This is a genomic window from Nocardia sp. NPDC060255 (assembly GCF_042727395.1).
Classification (GTDB): domain Bacteria; phylum Actinomycetota; class Actinomycetes; order Mycobacteriales; family Mycobacteriaceae; genus Nocardia.
In genome coordinates, this window is record NZ_JBHXAU010000014.1 from 112,875 (window position 1) to 129,766 (window position 16,892).

14 protein-coding genes and 1 riboswitch are annotated in these 16,892 nt (G+C 66.1%); of the genes, 6 read left to right on the forward strand and 8 right to left on the reverse strand.

Features of this window, described 5'->3' with window-relative positions:
- The first annotated feature begins 102 nt into the window (after positions 1-102).
- The gene (locus tag ACFWF1_RS25060; protein WP_379289814.1) at positions 103-1,875 is read left to right on the forward strand and encodes a flavin monoamine oxidase family protein; all 1,773 of its coding nucleotides are present in this window, start codon (positions 103-105) and stop codon (positions 1,873-1,875) included.
- A gap of 60 nt (positions 1,876-1,935) precedes the next feature.
- Here ACFWF1_RS25060 and ACFWF1_RS25065 read toward each other — a convergent pair whose 3' ends face one another.
- The 5 genes from ACFWF1_RS25065 to ACFWF1_RS25085 all read right to left on the reverse strand — a co-directional run bounded on the left by ACFWF1_RS25065 (position 1,936) and on the right by ACFWF1_RS25085 (position 8,390).
- Positions 1,936-3,681 carry an NRAMP family divalent metal transporter gene (locus ACFWF1_RS25065; protein WP_379289816.1) on the reverse strand — a complete coding sequence of 582 codons (1,746 nt, stop codon included), beginning with the start codon at positions 3,679-3,681 and terminating at the stop codon, positions 1,936-1,938.
- Positions 3,682-3,762: 81 nt separating this feature from the next.
- A complete protein-coding gene (locus tag ACFWF1_RS25070) occupies positions 3,763-3,957 on the reverse strand; it encodes a hypothetical protein (RefSeq protein ID WP_379289818.1) in 195 nt (64 codons plus the stop codon).
- Positions 3,958-4,271: 314 nt separating this feature from the next.
- A riboswitch (M-box (ykoK) riboswitch) is annotated at positions 4,272-4,443 on the reverse strand.
- 255 nt (positions 4,444-4,698) lie between these two features.
- Positions 4,699-5,763: a hypothetical protein gene (locus tag ACFWF1_RS25075; RefSeq protein WP_379289820.1), complete on the reverse strand. Its 1,065-nt coding sequence runs from the start codon at positions 5,761-5,763 to the stop codon at positions 4,699-4,701.
- A 96-nt stretch (positions 5,764-5,859) separates the two neighbouring features.
- Positions 5,860-7,056, reverse strand: a complete 1,197-nt coding sequence (locus ACFWF1_RS25080) for a DUF1501 domain-containing protein (protein ID WP_379289821.1) — start codon at positions 7,054-7,056, stop codon at positions 5,860-5,862.
- Positions 7,057-7,073: 17 nt separating this feature from the next.
- The gene (locus ACFWF1_RS25085; protein WP_379289823.1) at positions 7,074-8,390 is read right to left on the reverse strand and encodes a DUF1800 family protein; all 1,317 of its coding nucleotides are present in this window, start codon (positions 8,388-8,390) and stop codon (positions 7,074-7,076) included.
- A gap of 82 nt (positions 8,391-8,472) precedes the next feature.
- Here ACFWF1_RS25085 and ACFWF1_RS25090 point away from each other — a divergent pair, with 82 nt between their 5' ends.
- From ACFWF1_RS25090 to ACFWF1_RS25100, 3 genes are all read left to right on the forward strand, one after another.
- Positions 8,473-9,156 carry a response regulator transcription factor gene (locus ACFWF1_RS25090; protein ID WP_379289824.1) on the forward strand — a complete coding sequence of 228 codons (684 nt, stop codon included), beginning with the start codon at positions 8,473-8,475 and terminating at the stop codon, positions 9,154-9,156.
- A gap of 46 nt (positions 9,157-9,202) precedes the next feature.
- Positions 9,203-10,525 (forward strand): sensor histidine kinase, encoded by a 1,323-nt coding sequence (locus tag ACFWF1_RS25095; protein ID WP_379289825.1) that lies wholly within the window; start codon positions 9,203-9,205, stop codon positions 10,523-10,525.
- An 84-nt stretch (positions 10,526-10,609) separates the two neighbouring features.
- Positions 10,610-10,933 (forward strand): hemophore-related protein, encoded by a 324-nt coding sequence (locus ACFWF1_RS25100; RefSeq protein WP_379289827.1) that lies wholly within the window; start codon positions 10,610-10,612, stop codon positions 10,931-10,933.
- A 98-nt stretch (positions 10,934-11,031) separates the two neighbouring features.
- Here ACFWF1_RS25100 and ACFWF1_RS25105 read toward each other — a convergent pair whose 3' ends face one another.
- Positions 11,032-12,150, reverse strand: a complete 1,119-nt coding sequence (locus ACFWF1_RS25105; RefSeq protein WP_379289829.1) for a DUF3558 family protein — start codon at positions 12,148-12,150, stop codon at positions 11,032-11,034.
- 425 nt (positions 12,151-12,575) lie between these two features.
- Between ACFWF1_RS25105 and ACFWF1_RS25110 the strand changes: the two genes are divergently transcribed.
- Positions 12,576-13,493, forward strand: a complete 918-nt coding sequence (locus ACFWF1_RS25110) for a hypothetical protein (RefSeq protein ID WP_379289830.1) — start codon at positions 12,576-12,578, stop codon at positions 13,491-13,493.
- 106 nt (positions 13,494-13,599) lie between these two features.
- On the opposite strand, the gene ACFWF1_RS25115 is transcribed toward ACFWF1_RS25110, so the two are convergent.
- Entirely contained in the window at positions 13,600-14,796 is a 1,197-nt protein-coding gene (locus ACFWF1_RS25115) for a zinc-dependent alcohol dehydrogenase (protein ID WP_379289832.1), read from the reverse strand.
- A 202-nt stretch (positions 14,797-14,998) separates the two neighbouring features.
- On the reverse strand, positions 14,999-15,460 hold the full coding sequence (locus tag ACFWF1_RS25120; RefSeq protein ID WP_379289834.1) for an SRPBCC family protein: 462 nt from the start codon (positions 15,458-15,460) through the stop codon (positions 14,999-15,001).
- Between the two features lie 631 nt (positions 15,461-16,091).
- On the opposite strand from ACFWF1_RS25120, the gene ACFWF1_RS25125 reads away from it, so the two are divergent.
- Positions 16,092-16,877, forward strand: coding sequence for a CAP domain-containing protein (locus tag ACFWF1_RS25125; protein ID WP_379289836.1), 786 nt, complete (start codon positions 16,092-16,094; stop codon positions 16,875-16,877).
- Positions 16,878-16,892 lie beyond the last annotated feature (15 nt).

A 16,892-nucleotide genomic window follows, 5' to 3' on the forward strand; every position in this document is an offset into this window, starting at 1 on the left:
CCCGACAACCTCGCCGCCATCGAATAAACCGGTCTGTCTTTGCTAGCGTGTGGCCCGCACCATTGCAGTGGATCGACCGTCCCTCGGAACGGAGGATCAGGCATGTCGGACAGTGGGATCGAGCGTCGCGCACTCCTGAGGACCGCACTGGCGGCAGGTGCGGTAGGCGTCGCCGGATCTGCGGCGGTCAGCTCGTGTGGGGCGCCGTCGACGAATATCGAGGCCGAACGTTCTCGGGAGCGAAGCCTGGAGTTGGCGCGTGAGATGTTGCAGGTCGACGCCGGCGGTAACGATCTGAAACTCGCGCAGCTGAAGACCCTCATCGATACCGGTCTGCCGAAGACTTCCGCGCCCAAACGGGTACTCGTAGTCGGTGCCGGGCCGGCCGGACTGACCGCGGCGAATCTGCTCGCCGATGCCGGACATCAAGTCACCGTGCTCGAAGCCAACGGTAATCGCACGGGTGGCCGGGTCAAAACCTTCCGTGGCGTGTTTTCCGATCCCGCCCTCTATGCCGAAGCGGGCGCGATGCGCCTGCCCAGTGCGCACCCGATGGTGCTGGCGTTGTCGGACAAGCTGGGTGTGCGGCGACGGCAGTTCCACAATGTCGATGTCCGGCCCGACGCGCGATCCGCGGAGCCCGAGCCCGTGGTTTATCGGTCCTTCACCGGTGCGCAATGGTCGAACGGCCCGGCGGGCGCACCGCAGGTTCACCCCGCGCCGGCCGGTCGAACAATGATCAAGGTCAACGGGACGGTAGTCGACCGAGCCGGCTATGCCCGCGATCCGAGTGCCGTGCACCGTGGGTTCGGGGCGGATCTCGCCACACCGGCCCGCATCCTGCTCGACCAAGCCATGAGCCGCACCCAGGTGTCCGCCGATCAGTCCATCGAGCGCCAGATCGACGGCTGGACAAATGTTTTCAACAAATATGAGGACTATTCGCTGCATCGGTACCTGATGGCGCAAGGCTGGACGCTGCCGCAGATCGAGGCGGTCGGCACGCTGGAGAACCTGACCTCCCGTCTGCACTACGGTGTCGTCTCGGCCATGGTCGACCATGCCCTGATCCGGCCCGACGCGACGTACTGGGAGCTGGAAGGTGGCACCGCGAGCCTCACCGATGCGCTGACCCGCAGGCTGGGTCCGGCGATTCAACACGGCAGGCGGATGACCCGAGTCGAACAGACCGATCGCGGGGTGCGGATCTGGACCACCGCCGAAACCGGCAACGAATCGACCGACGGCGCGCCCTGCGAACCGGTCCAAACCTTCGACGCCGACTACGCGATCATCGCGATTCCGTTGACCTCCATACGATTCTGCACCTTCGAGCCGATCCTGTCCTATCCCAAGCGTCGCGCGATCGTCGAGATGCATCACGATGCGGCCACCAAAGTGCTGCTCGAATTCCGCAATCGCTTCTGGGAGCAAGGCCCGAACGGTTTCCGTGGTGGCGGCTGCGTCTCCGATACCGCGAACCGCTTCACCTACTTCCCCTCGCACACAACCGGTTCCGATGGCGGCGTCGTACTGGCCGCATACACCTGGTCCGACGACGCCATGCGCTGGGATTCGCTCACCGACAGCGAACGCGTCCACTTCGCGCTCGCGGGCATGCGGGACATGTTCGGCCCAGTGGTCGATACCGAATTCACCGGCATCGGCCTGTCGCAGAGTTGGCAGCGCGCCCGGTATGCCCTGGGCGAGGCGGTGATTCCCACGCCAGGCCAGCTACACGAGCATCACGCGGCGACCAGCTCGATCGAAGGCCGGCTACATTTCGCCGGAGATCACACCAGCCTCAAACCCGCCTGGATCGAAGGCGCGCTGGAAAGCGCCGTCCGGGCGGCAGTCGAACTCCACCAACGCTGAACCCGTCCCGCAATGACCGGCGGGTGCACGAATCCCGCCGGTCATGCCATCAGGGATGTTTCAGCCGGTGATCGCCTGGACGATCTTCACGCCGACGAGGACGACGGCGACCAGCAGGTAACCGCGTAGGGCGAGCATTCCGGCCATGCGCAGTGGCGAGAACGCCGGGCGTTCCAGGGTGTCGAGTGCGGGGGTGCGCCAGGCGTCGCGGTCGTGCGTGCGGATCAGTGTGCGCTCGGCGCGGGTGAGTTCGACCGAGTCGATCTCCTCGACCTCGTCCGGGTCGAGGCCGCCCAGTTCCGCGGCGGTCTGTTCGGTTGCCCAACGCTGCGCGCGCCGACGGGTGTACACAATACCGACACCGCCGAGCACACCGACGGCGGCACCCACTCCGAAGCCGATTTCCAGTGTGGCGGTGGACAAGTCGGGGAAGAACGTCGCCGCGGTCAGTGCCAGGGAGAGCAGTACCAGTGACCACACGATGACACCGGCGACGATGTTCTGCCGGGTGGTGTTCACCCACGGACCGAGGACGGCCTTGTCGTTGCACAGCAGCACCAGGAACACCGTCGCCGAGGGCAGCAGCACCCCGGCCAGCGCTTGCACGCCCTGGGTGAGCAGTCCGAGTACATTGTCGGGGCTGAACGAAATGGCGCCAGCGACGCCGAGCAATGCCGCATAGCCGAGGTAGAACATCGGCGCCTCGGAGATCTTCCAATGCAGCGAATGCCGCTTACCGAGGGTGTCACCCAGGGTGTAGGTGGTGGCAAGACCGACCGCGTTGGCTCCGATCAGCGAGGCGTCGAGCAGCAGGATCGCGAACAGCGCGCCGACCCCCTGGCCCATGTTGGCCGACAGGCCGTGTGCGACCGCGCCCGCGTCGGTGAAGTTGCCGAGATCAGCACCGGCCAGTCCGAACGCGGCGGCGGCCATGATCGCGACCGCGCCGAGCATGACCACGACGATGCCGATCACCAGATCGACACGCTCGTAACGGATCCAACGCGGGGTAATGCGCTTGTCGACGACATTGGACTGCTGAAAGAACAGCTGCCAGGGTGCGACGGTGGTGCCGACGATGGCCACGATCAGCAGCAGCAGCGTCGAATTCAGGCCACCGGGGAACGACGGAATGATGCCCTTCGCGGTCTCGGACACACTCGGGCGCACCATGAACGCCAGCGGGAACATCACGATGTTGGCCGCGATCAACGCGAACAGGAACCGCTCCCAGCGGCGGAACGATCCGCCCGCGACGACCGCGAACAGCAGCACCGCGGCCAGCGGTACCGCGATCGGTTTCGGCAGCCCGAAGTAGCCCAATGCCATAGCGACACCGATGAATTCGGTCACCAGGGTGAGTGCGTTGACGATGAACAGATCACCCACGCTGAACGAGCCCCAGAACTTGCCGAAACGCGCGAAGATCAGCCGGGCGTGCCCGACTCCGGCGACAGCGCCCAGGCGCACCACCATCTCCTGGTTGACATACAGCACCGGGATCAGCAGCAGCAGCGTCCACACCAGCGCCATACCGTAGTTCTGACCGGCCTGGGCGTAGGTGGCCACGCCGCCCGCGTCGTTGTCACCGACCATGACGATCAGGCCAGGACCCATGATCGCCAGCAGCATCCGGAACCGCTGCCAGCGGCTTCGCCCCTCGGTGGTGTCGTGCTGGCCGATGGTGCCCAGAGCGCCGACGATGTCACCGGCATGCGCCGAATCCAACGCCGCCGGTGCGGCATTCGAGGGCGCCGCGGTCACGGTGCCGGTCCGGCGGGTGCCGCCGTTCGAGAAGAAGGCCATTGCCATTCCCTCGCTTTCTGAAACGTGTTGTCGCACAACAGCAGTGATGGAAAGTAAGGAGTGTGACGCAATCGAGAGCGGCTACCGGAGGTAGGGGTGGCTGCCCAGCGCGGCGGTGAAGATTGCCGGTGGGGTGTGACCGGCGTGCAGGTATGCCCGTTCTTGCGGGGTCATCTTGCGCCGGGCCCAGAATCGCCGGGCCGAATCACCCAGGGCCGACAGCAGCCGGGGTAGTTGAGGGGTTCGATAGTCGCGGGGCATCACAACGATCGCCATGGCGACCTCCTTTGGGGAAAGTCCAGCCGCTACAACCGATTTCGGGCACCACAAAGACACCGAAGCCGCACATCGGCCCCCTCATACGGCGAATCGATCGCCGGGCGTGCCGATGGAAGGTCCGGGGTCAGGCAGTAGTCGAGCCGCAGCAAGCTGGGAACGTAAGGGATGTCGAATCCGTACTCGGATACGGACTATCGCCGGACTTCATTCGTCCCTTCACCTCCTTGCCGCAAAGACGCACGCGGGCGTCGCTACCGATCGTGTCAGGCCACGCGAACCCAAGGGGAGAACCAACGCCGCAAATGACGTGGTAGGCACCCCTCTCGTCAGAGCTTCGGCACTGAACGACGTATCCCCGGGACGGGGAAGCCACTTTGGATCGCCCCTTAATCCGGGGAGATCTGTCCTAACCCTGGGCGTCTCTCGACGTCGTCGGATCAGTGGCCTGTGTTCGAACAGGAGCCTCGCCTAGCGAGGTGCTGACCCGGTAATGCTGTGCCGGTAACCACCGAAAGTCAAGTCGAGGCCAGTCGGTTCGCCGCAAACTCGCGGAATCTTTGCAGCTCAACCATTTTCGTTGCCCGGCCCGATCTCGCACTGCCGGACGCGGCCGTCGGCACCTCTGACATCACTGTTTCCGATGCGCACTTGACATCGGCGAAGCCGGCCACCCATGATCGGCCCCGTTAGGCACCTCGCTAGGTGCCGCCACCGACGCCAGGCCGGCACGAAACGCGATCACGCGAAACGCTCGCGCGTGCGGTAGCGGATCAACAGCCATAGCAGAACAGCCTCAGCGATCGCGGTGAACACCGTGAGGAACTGGCTGAAGTAGCTCGCGAGCACGTTGACGACGGCCAAGGAGACGATGCTCGACCAGATGCCCAGCCGCACGGCGAGCTCGTCGCGCCCCCGCAGCCACGCCACGGATCCGACCGCGTAACCGATGCCGACCAGCAGCTCCGCACCGGCGGCGATCGCGAGTCCCACCAGGGACTTCCACCCGTGATGCTGGGATACATCGAGCATCCTGTCCAGTTGGTTCCACGGCAGCCGCCATCCGTAGACCACCACACCGGCCAGCAACAGGTGCATCAGTGTCCACACCGCATGACCGATCATCACCACCATCAGCACGATCCGCAGCACCGGCAACGGTAGGACCGCGGCCTCGACACGAGTTGCGGTGCGGGCGATTCGGGTGGACAGCGTGGGTCGGTCGTCATCGTGCGCAGTGTTGAGATAGTCGCCCAACGCGTCGCAGAGTTCGATCACGTCGGGCCCGAGCGGGCTGCGGTCCAGGTGTTGCAGCTGCGCGAGCAGGTCGTCGCGCCGCTGCCGGCTCAGCCGCGCCCCGATCTGCTGTCCGACCTGCTCGGTGATATCGGCCACGACCAGCACCGGCGCCCGGACCCGGGCGCGGGCGGCGTACCGGGCGATCAGCACGATCAGCACGAAGGCGAGGTAGATGATCGGCGCCGCCAGCGGGAAGAAGTAGTCGTTGTCGGTGGTGATGAATTTGCCGACCTCATCGATGAACAGCCCCAGCCCGATTCCGGCCAGCACGGCCGCGGTGTGCAACGCGGTTCGTCCGGCCGAGAGCAGCAGGGTCAGCACGGCGATCACCAGGAGCACGCCGCCGAACAGCGCGTGTGCGATGTGATAGGTGCTGCCACCGATCTTCGGATATCCCGACGCCATCAGATACAGCCTGGTGATCACCACGGTCAACCCGAAACCGACGGCCATCACCGTCACCAGTCGCCCTGATTCCGGCCGCCACCGCACCCTCGCTGTTCGCATACTGAACACCCAAGCCACCTTGGCACACATCCGGTCAGCGGCGGCCGCGAACAGCACCGGTTACTGCGTCACGACAGCTGGCCGAGCGCTGAGGGGTCACCCGGCGATCACACCGAGCTCGTGGCGAGCGGTCCCGACAGCGGGACCGGGGTCGGTCGCGACGACGCGGTGCAACAGTTCGGAGTAGATGTCACGGAAGTCGACGGTGGACTTCAGATCACCGTTGTCTAGGTCGGTGAGGCTGGGTTCGTCACCATAGAAGCCACCCTTGACCCGCGCTCCCGCCACGAATACCGGCCCGGCCGTGCCGTGGTCGGTGCCCTGGGAAGCGTTGGCGGCGACGCGACGGCCGAACTCGCTGTAGGCCATGAGGACTACGTCGTGGCCGCGAGGATGGCCTGCCATGTCTGTCAAGAAGCCCGATACCGCGCTGTCGAGCCGTCCGAGCAGTTGCTGCTGGGTGCGGCGTTCATCGGCGTGCGTGTCGAATCCGCCCAGGCTCACCGAATACACCTGGGTGGGCGCACCGGCTTTGATGCACTGTCCGACGAGTGTTAGTTGGGCTGCGAGCGGATTGCCACTCGGTTTGCCGGGTTTCCCGCCGATCCCGGAAAACCTTTGCGTCACAGCCTGTTCAGCTTGATAGCCCGCGCAGACGAGCGTTTCGGCAACACTGTCGCGCGGATCACCGGCGGCGAGCCCGGCCACGGCTGCGGACAGCTCCGGTGACAGCGGAACCGAGGCAGGATCCAGTGCGGCCGCGGTGTGCTTCTCCCCCAGCACCAGCTGCGGCAAGACCGGGCCGATGTTCACCGCGCGCACCGGATCGTCGCCGGTCGCGTCGAGCCAGCGCCCGATCCATCCGGTGTTGATCGGGTGATCCGGCGCGGCCGTCTGCCAGATGTCCATCGAGCGGAAGTGGCTGTGATCCGGTTGCGGGTAGCCGACTCCGCGCACGATCGCGAGGTGGTGGCGGCCCCACAGCTCCGCGAAGCCGGTCATCGCCGGATTCAGTCCGAGCTGCCCGTCCAGGTGCAGCACCTCTTGCGGCTGATACGACAGCTCCGGTCGTGCGTCGTGATAAGCGTTGTCCGCGTACGGAATTACGGTGTTGATGCCGTCGTTGCCGCCGTACATCGTCACCAAAACCAGGATTCCGGTGCTCGGCGCCAGCGGTGTTGCGACGGCGTGGCGGCGTATGTCATCCCAGGTGATCACCGAGCCACCGGCCAGCCCGAGCGCCCCGAGCACGCTGCTGCCCACAAGGAACTGTCTCCGATTGAATCGAGCCATCATTCGACGCTTTCCGCTCAGCTGGTCAAATACTCGGGCGTGTTCACCGCGATCGTGGCGAGCCGGACGGGATCGTCGCGCACCGTCGCGAGCACCGCGGCGCTGCGGTCCGACCAGGCGCCGATGCCGAGCTGATAGCCGACGGCATCGACACGATCGCCCGGCGCGGCGGACGAAATCCCGCTCAGGTCCGCCCTTTTCGCGATCTCAGCGGCCGCGGTGAGCCGAGTCTGCGCCGCGGCCGTCGACATCCACGCCTGGCCGTGCGGCCAGCCACCGACGGACGGCGGGTAGAACGGCAGCTGTCCGAGATTGCGCAGCACCCCCGCCAGTTTCGCGACGTCCGCGTCGTTGTCCATCGGCACCGACAGTGCCCGCACCGTGCCGATCAGCCATTCGACCGGGCCGTGCACGATTGTGCCAGCCCTGGTGGTGAATTCGTCGTCGGTGAGGATCGCGCACACCATCGCGGCGACGTCGCGGTTCGGTCCGTAGGCGGCCACGGCACGATCTATCGCGGGTTGCACGGGCGGTGTGTCGGAGCCGAGCTGCTGCCACATCCGCCCGGCCACATAGCGCGCCGACTCGGGCCGGCCGAGCACGATATCGCAGAATTCGCGGGCGCCGAGCGGACCTATCACCCCGAGCAGGGTTTTGCTGCCGTGATCGTGCCGTCGAGAATTCAGGGTGGCGACACCGCTGCCCTCGATCGTCCACCCGGTCAGCGCGCGAGCGCCCTCGCGCACATCGGTCTCGGTGTAGCCGCTGCCGTGCCCGAGCGCGAACAGTTCCAGGAACTCGCGCGACAGATTCTCGTTGGGCGCCTTCGCCGAATTACTCGTTCCGTCAAGCCATTTGAGCATAGCCGCGTCGGTGAGCATCGCGTAGGCCAGCGCGCCGAAATCGCCGGTGCCGAGCGTGCGCAGCCGCTGATTCTGCGCGGCCATGGTGGCCGCGTCGCGAACCTTGGCCGCCGATGTCGCGAAGTGGTTGTGCCACAACAAGGTCAGCTTCTCATGGATCGGCTGATGTACGGCGACCATGCGCCGTAACCACCACGCGGTCAACATCGACAGGTCGTTGTTGCGTTCACCGTTGTACCGTCGGCGCAGCTCAGCCGTCGCGTTCTTATCCGGTTCGGCGGTCTCGGCGAACACCGGCAGCGGCGTCGCCCGCGCACCCGCATCAGCGTCCGGATCGGCCGTCAATGCCGCTCGCAGATAGTCGGCGGGCTGCTGGGCTCGCGCGGCATCGATCTCGGCGCCGGTCGCACCGAATCCGGCCCGGCGAAGCACGCGCGCGGTGCGCATCCACTGCGGCGATTGGCTCCCCATGGTCCGAGTATCGCGCCGGGCCAAGGCGTCATCGGGCGGTCTTCGCGACCTTTCAGGCGATCTTCAGCTTCCAGGCGCGACAATGGCAGCTGTGCAGTCGGGCCGAATACTTGTCATCGAAGACGCCGAGGCCATCCGGGTCGCGGTGGGATCGGGACTGACCACGGCCGGACACGAGGTGCTCAGCCGCGAGTGCGGCCTACATTTGGAGCGCGATCTCGCGCAGTTCCGCCCGGACGTGGTCGTGCTCGACCTCATGCTGCCAGGACGCGATGGATTCACGCTGCTCGACACCGTGCGCGCCAGATCGGCCGCCGGTGTCGTGATCCTGACCGCCCGCGACGGTATCGAGGACCGGCTGCGCGGGCTGCGCGCGGGCTCGGACGACTATGTGGTCAAGCCGTTCGACCTGGCCGAGCTGGTGGCCCGGGTCGATGCGCTGCTGCGGCGGATGGGCCGACTGCAGACCACGACCACGATCGGCGATCTCGTCATCGACCTGGAATCCGGTGCGGTGCACCGTGGCGGCGCGACCATCGCACTGACCCGCACCGAGTTCAAGCTGCTCGGCTATCTCGCCGCACACCGCGATCGAGTACGCACCAAAACCCAAATCCTCACCGCCGTATGGGGATACGAGGACTACGACGCCAACCTCGTCGAGGTCAATGTCAGTGCGGTTCGACGCAAGCTCGAGGCACACGGACCGCGGCTGCTGCATACCGTGCGCGGCCTCGGCTACACCTTGCGGATCGACGACCAGTGATGCGGCCGCGCTGCGCGAGTGACCGCCACCGGCTGGCCGGAGTGCGATGAAGACAGTGTCGCTACGCAGGCGCGTGACGCTCACCACCGCCGTGGTGCTCGGCGCGGTGCTGATCGTCGTTTCCCTTGTGGTGCACGGATTGTTCGCCGTGGTGCTGAATCGCGGTCAGAACGCGGTGCTCGCCGACCGCGTGCTACTGGCGCAACAACTCGCCGAGCAGGGCGCCTCGCCCACCGAGCTGCTCAGCCGCGTCGATGCGCGCTCGGTGCGGGCGCGACTGGTCCTCGCCGACGGACGCACCTTCGGCAGCCTGAACGCCCGGCACGAGGACCAGTCCACGGTCAAGACCAGACATGTGCTGCTGAATGGCCGAGGCGAAGTGGACCACGCGCGGATGACCCTGCAGCTCGATACCAAACTGCTGGCGGGGGCGCAGTCCACGCTGGTGCGCGTGCTCGCCGGCACCACCGCCGCCGCGCTGCTCGTGATCGTCATCGGGTTGCCGTTCGGTATCCGGCGCGCCCTCGCACCCCTGGATTCGATGACCGGGCTGGCGCGCGAGATCGCCCGCGGCCGACGCGGGCGGCGGCTGTCACCGTCCCGGCCAGACACCGAACTAGGCAGAACCGCAACGGCTTTCGATGAAATGCTCGATACCCTCGAAGGCGCCGAGGCGCGCGCACAGGCCTCGGAGGAACAGATCCGCACCTTCGTCGCCGACGCCGCGCACGAGTTGCGCACCCCGATCGCCGGGATCCGCGCGACCGCCGAAGCCGTCCTGCAGCAGCCACCCGACGCCGATCCCGACGCCATCCTGCAGATGCAGTTGCTGTTGATCCGTGAGGCCAAGCGCGCGGGCCGACTCGTCGACGATCTCGTCGATCTGGCGCGCATCGACGCCGGACTGCGGCTGCGGCACACCCCCACCGATCTTTACGACCTCGCCGACACGCAACTGACTCGAATGCGACTGCTGCACAGCGATATCGAGTTCGAACTCACCGGTGACCACACCGCCGCGGCCATCGATCCGGAACGCATCGGTCAGGTGCTGGTGAACCTGCTCGAGAACGCCTGCCAAGCCATGCCCGACGGCGGCACGGTGACCGTGTCGGTCGGCGCCACCGCCGACTCGGCCGAGGTGCGGATCAGCGACACCGGCCCTGGCGTACCCGTCGGCGAGCACGAGCGAATCTTCTATCGGCTGGTGCGGTTGGACCAGGCACGCGATCGCCGCGCGGACGGTTCCGGCCTCGGACTTGCCATCGCCCGCGGCATCGCCAGAGCCCATGGCGGCGACCTGGTCTGCATCGACCCGCCGCCCGGACGGCACGGCGCTGTATTCGTGCTGCGACTGAAGATCGCCTGAAGATTGCGGCCCGGCACGGGCACTCGGCAGGCCGGGTCGGCAGATTCGATGGGGAAATATCCCTACGCCCCACCGGAGCAAGCAATGAAGCGCACTGTCCTCGCCGCTACCCTCACCGGCCTCGTCGGCCTGGCCATCGCCCTGCCCGCGGCCGCCTCCGCCGACCCTGGACCACAATGCAACCCCGTAGCCGCGGCCCAGGCGAAGGCCGACAGCGCCGCGAAGGTCGCCGCATTCCTGGCCGGCCACCCGGACTTCGCCGCGGAAGTCGCGAAAGTCAAGGCCCTGCCCAAGGATCAGCGCAAGGCGGAGTGGAAGTCCTACCGCCAGGCCCACCCGCAGGACGTACAAGACTTCAAGACCGCCCGCACAGCCATCCACGACTACCGCAAGGCCTGCCACAAGTAGGCACCGACTCGGAAACCAGCCGACTAGTCACTTGCCCTGCAGCCCTCCGACAACAACCGCGTCGCAACGGGCGCGCGGGCTCACACGCGGCGCTCGGGTCAGCGGCTGGTGGGGAAGTGCTGGGTCAGGGGGACTGCCAGGTGGGTGAGTTCGGCGCATAGGGCGTCTCGGTCGCCCGAAGCGTTGATCGATGCGTCCACCTCGATGACGCCGGTCTTGATGCCGTCGTGTGTGCCCTGGGGGATGTCGAACAGCAGGGTGCAGGACGGTTCATCGAATGCGCTGCTGCGTAGGGCGAGCAGGGCGCGCCGATCGCCTACCGTGACCGGCTGTGGCCGAGTGAAGATTTCGTAGGCCCAGTCTGTGAACCGACTGTCCGATGTGAACACGGCCACATCGTAGGACGGGCCGATCCACTGGCACTGCTGATGCTTCGGGTCCCGGGTGCCGGGCTTCTTGGATTGCGGGTTCAGGCCGGCCGCGGTGACGTCGGCGTCGGGGATCGTGCACGGATCCCAGACCGGTTGGGGCGCAGGAGTGATGGGAGGGTCCGTGGTGGTGACAGGAGCGGTGGTGGTCGCAAACTCGGGCCGCAACGTCTTGCGCGGCAGGCTCGCCGAAAGACTGTGGATGAGTGCGGCCGCGATGGATTCGGCGCCGGAGCCGAGATCATTGCGCAATCCCGGTGAATCGCCGGTGGGCACAGTGCCACTTGCCCCGGACCAGTTCAGGCCTTGGGTGTCGACACTGACGGCGAGGTTGTCGAGCCTGGTCCGCACGGTCACCGCAACCTGGTTCTTCCCCACGGGTGAGGTCGCGATGTCGGCCTGATCGCCGATACCCGGTACTGGTGTCGGGGCTCCACTTGCCGAGAGGGAAGTCGTGGTCTGCTCGATCCAGGTCGGGGTTGTCGACACCCAGAGTTGGATCCGCGCCGTGCGCGAGAGAGGCTCGGGCGTGGACACCTTGTCGGAGTGCGGAATCGGATCTTCGTAGGTGATCGCGCAGGTGAGCGCCTGCCCGGCGGCGTTGTCGAGCTTGAACGTGGTGACAGGCCGCGCATCCGCCGCCGGCAGAGCGCCCGCGAACTGGTGCAGCGCATCCCCCGCCGCGGTCCCGACCGCAGCGCACGATGGGGGTAGTGCCGCGTATCCGGACGCGTACTGCGGCCCGGTCGAGCCGCCACACGAGCAACACCCGGCGACCACGGCCCCCATGACCGCGATGATTCGCCCTGATCGCGATCCGGCCCCGATCAGCTTCCCGAACATGCTGTGCCCGCCTCGATTTCGATCGCCGCCGTAGGCATATCCCCCCGGCCTCGGCGCACAGTATCAGGCCCTTCCACGCAACGGCTACCAGTAATGAACGACGCCCCGCACCAGATGTCTCCGGTGTGGGGCCTCATGCTGAAAAGAGCTGCTGGGCACTACTTTTCAGTCACCGACATCACCCTACTTGCAGGCCGCCTTCGCCCGGTACGGCTAGGGATGACGAGCCGATGCCTTGGCGTCGCGGCGAGCTTGCGGCGACGCAGCAGCGTGCGACATTCCGGCCCGGCCCGAAGCGTCCGCATGAATTTCCGGTGAAGGTCGCAACCGTGGGATTGTGGAGAGTCGGCGGTCCACTGTTAGCTCACTGGATGCGCAGCTTCGGTCGGCCTTCATCGTCAGGTTTCGGTGTTCCGCCGTTCGGGCGGGCAGCATGGGTGTGGTTGGTGCTGGCGGGGCTGATCGGCGGATTGATCGGCGCACCGCCTGCCGCCGTGGCACAGCCGACCGCTCAGACACAGCCCTTGCCACGCGCGCACGCGCACAACGACTATCTGCATCAACGACCACTGTATGACGCTGTGGCGGAAGGCTTCACCAGCGTGGAGGCGGATGTGTATCCGTGGCCGGGGTCGAGCGAGTTGCCGGTTGCCCACACCCCCTTCGAGATTCGCCCGGAGCGGACGTTGCGCTCGCTGTATCTGGATCCGCTGCGGCAACTGGTCACCTCGAACGGCGGCACGGTCATCCCCGGCTATCCCGGCGAATTCCAGCTGCTGATCGAGATCAAATGGGACGCACCCACGACCTATCGGGCACTGGACGCACTGCTGCGCGAACCGGCCTACGCGGGGCTGTTCACCCGTTACATAAACGGGCAGGTGGTACGCGGCCCGGTGACCGTCAGCCTGCTAACGGCCTTTACCAGCGCCGCCGAACTCCAATCGACCATGGCCGCGCAGACCACCCGCAGCGCCTTCCGGGTCGGTGCCCCCGAAGACCTCGGCACCGGCATGCCGACCGAGCTGATGCCCGAAATCAACGCCGACTGGACGAGGCTGTTCAGTTGGAAGGGCGTCGGCCCGATGCCGGACGCGCAGCGGCGAGCGCTGACCGAACTGATCGACCGCGCGCATCGAGAAGGCAAGCGGGTGCGGTTCTGGGCCACTCCCGACCAGCCCGGTGCTGCCCGGCAGGCGCTGTGGGACGCGCAGTACGCCGCGGGCGTAGACCGCCTCTCCACCGACCATCTCGCCGACCTCGCCGAATATCTCCGTTCTCGACAGTAAACCGGACCTGCGGAATCACCGCAGACGCAACCACACCCAGGATCGCGCCGATCACCGCAGCGAACTCCCCGGGCGATGGTGACGCCGGGACGATCCGCAACCCCGATCAGTTCGAGCGGATCGTGGGGTCCAGCACGATTTTCACCGCACCGTCGGTCTTGCGCTGGAACATGTCGTACGCTTCGGGTGCGGCGTCGAGTGGAAGCCGATGAGTGGCAAAGGTTTCCACGCCCAACGGGTCATCGTCACCGAGCAGCGGCATGATGTCGTCGACCCACCGCTTGACGTTGGCCTGGCCCATGCGGAGCTGGATCTGCTTGTCGAACATGATGCGCATCGGCATCGGATCGAGCATACCGCCGTACACTCCGATCAGCGAGACCGTGCCACCGCGGCGGACGATGTCGATGGCGCTGTGCAAGGCGGACAGCCGGTCGATCCCTGCGGTGCCGATCACCTTCTCCGCCAACGCATTCGGCAGGAACGCCGCGGATCGCTGCGCGATCGAGGCGATCGGTGAACCATGCGCCTCCATGCCGACCGCATCGATCACGGCATCGGTGCCACGCCCCTGGGTCAGCTCGCGGATGACATCGCCGATCGGCTGATCGATCGCCGACAGGTCGACGGTTTCCATGCCCCGATCGGCCACCCGGCGTACACGTTCCGGCACGAGGTCGACCCCGATCACCCGCAGACCACGCTGCGCGGCCACCCGGCACGCCATATCGCCGATCGGCCCCAACCCGAGCACGGTGAGCGACCCTCCCTTCGGCGCCCCCGCGTATTCGACGGCCTGCCACGCCGTCGGCAGCACATCGGACAGGTAGAGGAACCGGCTGTCGGGCGGCCCGTCCGGCACCTTGATGTGGGTGAAGTCCGCGTGCGGCACCCGCAGATACTCGGCTTGGCCGCCGGGCACCTGGCCGTAGAGCTTGGAGTAGCCGAAAAGCGCTGCACCGCTGCCTTGTTCACGCACCTGAGTGGTCTCGCATTGAGTGCTCAGTCCCTGGTCGCACATGAAGCAACGACCGCAGGCGATCTGGAACGGGATGACCACCCGGTCACCCACCGACAGATTCTGCAGACCGGCACCTACCTCTTCGACCACGCCGATCGGTTCGTGCCCGAGCACGTCATCTTCGCTCATGAACGCGCCGAGCACCTCGTACAAATGCAGATCGGATCCGCAGATCCCGGACGAGGTCACCCGGATGATCGCATCAGTCGGTGCTTCGATCGTCGGGTCGGGCACCGTGTCGACACCGATCTTGCGCCTGCCTTGCCATGTCACAGCTTTCATGTCAGCTCCTGGGTCGCTCGCGGGTATCGTGCCGCGACTACCCGCAGCCCGTGCGGCGAAACCGAGCGTGCGGCGGTGCTGGGCGCGTCGTTTGGCTCGAATGCAGGCCCGTGAGCTGATCCGGGGCGGGAACGCAGCGGCGGCGGTCCCATGATCGCTACCGCTACGCCCCCACACGAGCCTTGACTACCCGCGTATCCGCTCAGGCGTCCGGACGGGCGACATCGCCGCGCCAAGCCCCGGTTTCCCGGGAACGCTGCTCGATGAATTTCTTGAAACGCTGCATGTCACCCTTCACCCGGTGGTTCAGCAGGCCGAGCTTGTCGGCGGCGTGCTCGACGAAACCCTCGGGGTCGATATCCATCTGCGCGGTGACCCGGGTGGTGTTGTCGTCGAGGCGGTGAAAGGTGATCACTCCGGAATGTTCGGGACCGTTGTCGGACTTCCACGCTACCCTTTCCTCCGGATGCTGCTCGGTGATGGTGGCATCGAATTCCCTGGTGACACCGGCGATCTCGGTCACCCAGTGGGTGTGGGTGTCATCGACCTGCCGGATTTCCTCGACGCCCTGCATGAACTCGGGGAACGTCTCGAACTGGGTCCATTGGTTGTACACGTGCGTGATGGGAACGTCGACGTCGACCGACTCGGTGATGGTGCTCATCGCTACCTCCTGGTTTTCGGCTCTTAGATGACACGACTTCGATGCGGGCGCATCATTCGTGCATCGTTCTTGCCTTCTTGCGGTACCCCGCCAACGACGACCTACACAGGGCGCGGTCCGTGTCGTTCAGATCTGCTGCGTGCGCGGCCGACAACGACGTTCGGCGTACCCCACGTCATCGCCTCGCAATCGCCATCCGGTCCGATTCGACAACGGAGAAATTCGTCGAGCTCGCGCCGTGAACTCCGGGACGCCATCCTCGCTATTGGCACCGAAACACGTTGCAGCCGAAGAACATCAGCGTCTTCAGGCCGATCTTGACTGGATTGAGCAGGGCTAACGCAACTCGACCGGCCCGTGACCGAGCTCTACCCTTCGGTACTGATCAGCGTCGGATCGAGGTGATTTCGACACTGATCGGAATCGGACCAGAACGAGTACGGAGAATCGCAGTGGTAGTTATCTCCATCGAGTTGCCCAATTCTGAAAGGAAGGGGCGGCTTCGATGAATGCAGCGTCGCCGGAAGATGCACTATCGAGGATGTGGAATACAGTGCGGCCCTCGGCTGGTCGGCGGTCAAGGGCCGCGCTCGGGATGGTGTGCGGGATAGTTGTCGTCGCAGGAACCGCGTTGGCCGGATCGTCCGTCGCCGAATCGGACGAGCCGGTCATCGGCACTGTCCAGTCGCCGAACGGCCGCTGGCCGGTCAACGTGCGATCCGGTCCGAGCCTACGGAGTCCGAAGGTCGGCAGGGTTCGTCACCTGAATCAGGTGACCATCGTGTGCACGGCTCGTGGCGAGCGCGTCAACGGCAAATGGGGTGCCACCGACGTGTGGGACAAGCTCGACGGCGATCGGTGGATCAGCGACGCGTTCGTCGACACCGGAACCAACGAGCCGGCGGCACCCGACTGCTCGGGCAGTGGACCCAAGCCATCGGAACCAGCCGAGCCAGCGGATCCGGACTCGCCGACTAAGCCGGAACCGGATGCAGGTACCGGCGCGACGGCGTGGGAAAAGCAGGTCCTCGACCTCACCAATACCGAACGGCGCAAGAAGGGTTGTCAGCCACTACGACTGGATGAACGGCTGACCCGGGCCGCGCGCCTGCACAACCAGGAAATGCGAGACCGCCGGTACTTCAACCACATCAGCCCCGACCCCAGTCACCCCTACCCCGAGCACCGAGCGAAAGCGCAGGGTTACCAGGATGACGTCACGGAGATCATCGCCCTGGGGGCGACCTCACCCCGGGAGGCCATGCAGGGCTGGATGAGTAGCTCGGGTCACCGAGAGGAACTGCTCAACTGCTCTTGGAAGTCCGTCGGAATCGGAGCGTTGAAAGGCGACTCCGGACGCGGCAATTCCCTGCTCGACCAGGGGCCGTGGTGGACCCAGATGTTCGGCGCACGCTGATCACCGTGCGCCGAA

Bases quoted from the DNA above. Each gene is read 5' to 3' on its own strand.
- ACFWF1_RS25060 (WP_379289814.1), top strand. From the start codon at position 103: ATGTCGGACAGTGGGATCGAGCGTCGCGCACTCCTGAGGACCGCACTG.
- ACFWF1_RS25065 (WP_379289816.1), bottom strand. From the start codon at position 3,681: ATGGCCTTCTTCTCGAACGGCGGCACCCGCCGGACCGGCACCGTGACC.
- ACFWF1_RS25070 (WP_379289818.1), bottom strand. From the start codon at position 3,957: ATGGCGATCGTTGTGATGCCCCGCGACTATCGAACCCCTCAACTACCC.
- ACFWF1_RS25075 (WP_379289820.1), bottom strand. From the start codon at position 5,763: ATGCGAACAGCGAGGGTGCGGTGGCGGCCGGAATCAGGGCGACTGGTG.
- ACFWF1_RS25080 (WP_379289821.1), bottom strand. From the start codon at position 7,056: ATGGCTCGATTCAATCGGAGACAGTTCCTTGTGGGCAGCAGCGTGCTC.
- ACFWF1_RS25085 (WP_379289823.1), bottom strand. From the start codon at position 8,390: ATGGGGAGCCAATCGCCGCAGTGGATGCGCACCGCGCGCGTGCTTCGC.
- ACFWF1_RS25090 (WP_379289824.1), top strand. From the start codon at position 8,473: ATGGCAGCTGTGCAGTCGGGCCGAATACTTGTCATCGAAGACGCCGAG.
- ACFWF1_RS25095 (WP_379289825.1), top strand. From the start codon at position 9,203: ATGAAGACAGTGTCGCTACGCAGGCGCGTGACGCTCACCACCGCCGTG.
- ACFWF1_RS25100 (WP_379289827.1), top strand. From the start codon at position 10,610: ATGAAGCGCACTGTCCTCGCCGCTACCCTCACCGGCCTCGTCGGCCTG.
- ACFWF1_RS25105 (WP_379289829.1), bottom strand. From the start codon at position 12,150: ATGGGGGCCGTGGTCGCCGGGTGTTGCTCGTGTGGCGGCTCGACCGGG.
- ACFWF1_RS25110 (WP_379289830.1), top strand. From the start codon at position 12,576: ATGCGCAGCTTCGGTCGGCCTTCATCGTCAGGTTTCGGTGTTCCGCCG.
- ACFWF1_RS25115 (WP_379289832.1), bottom strand. From the start codon at position 14,796: ATGAAAGCTGTGACATGGCAAGGCAGGCGCAAGATCGGTGTCGACACG.
- ACFWF1_RS25120 (WP_379289834.1), bottom strand. From the start codon at position 15,460: ATGAGCACCATCACCGAGTCGGTCGACGTCGACGTTCCCATCACGCAC.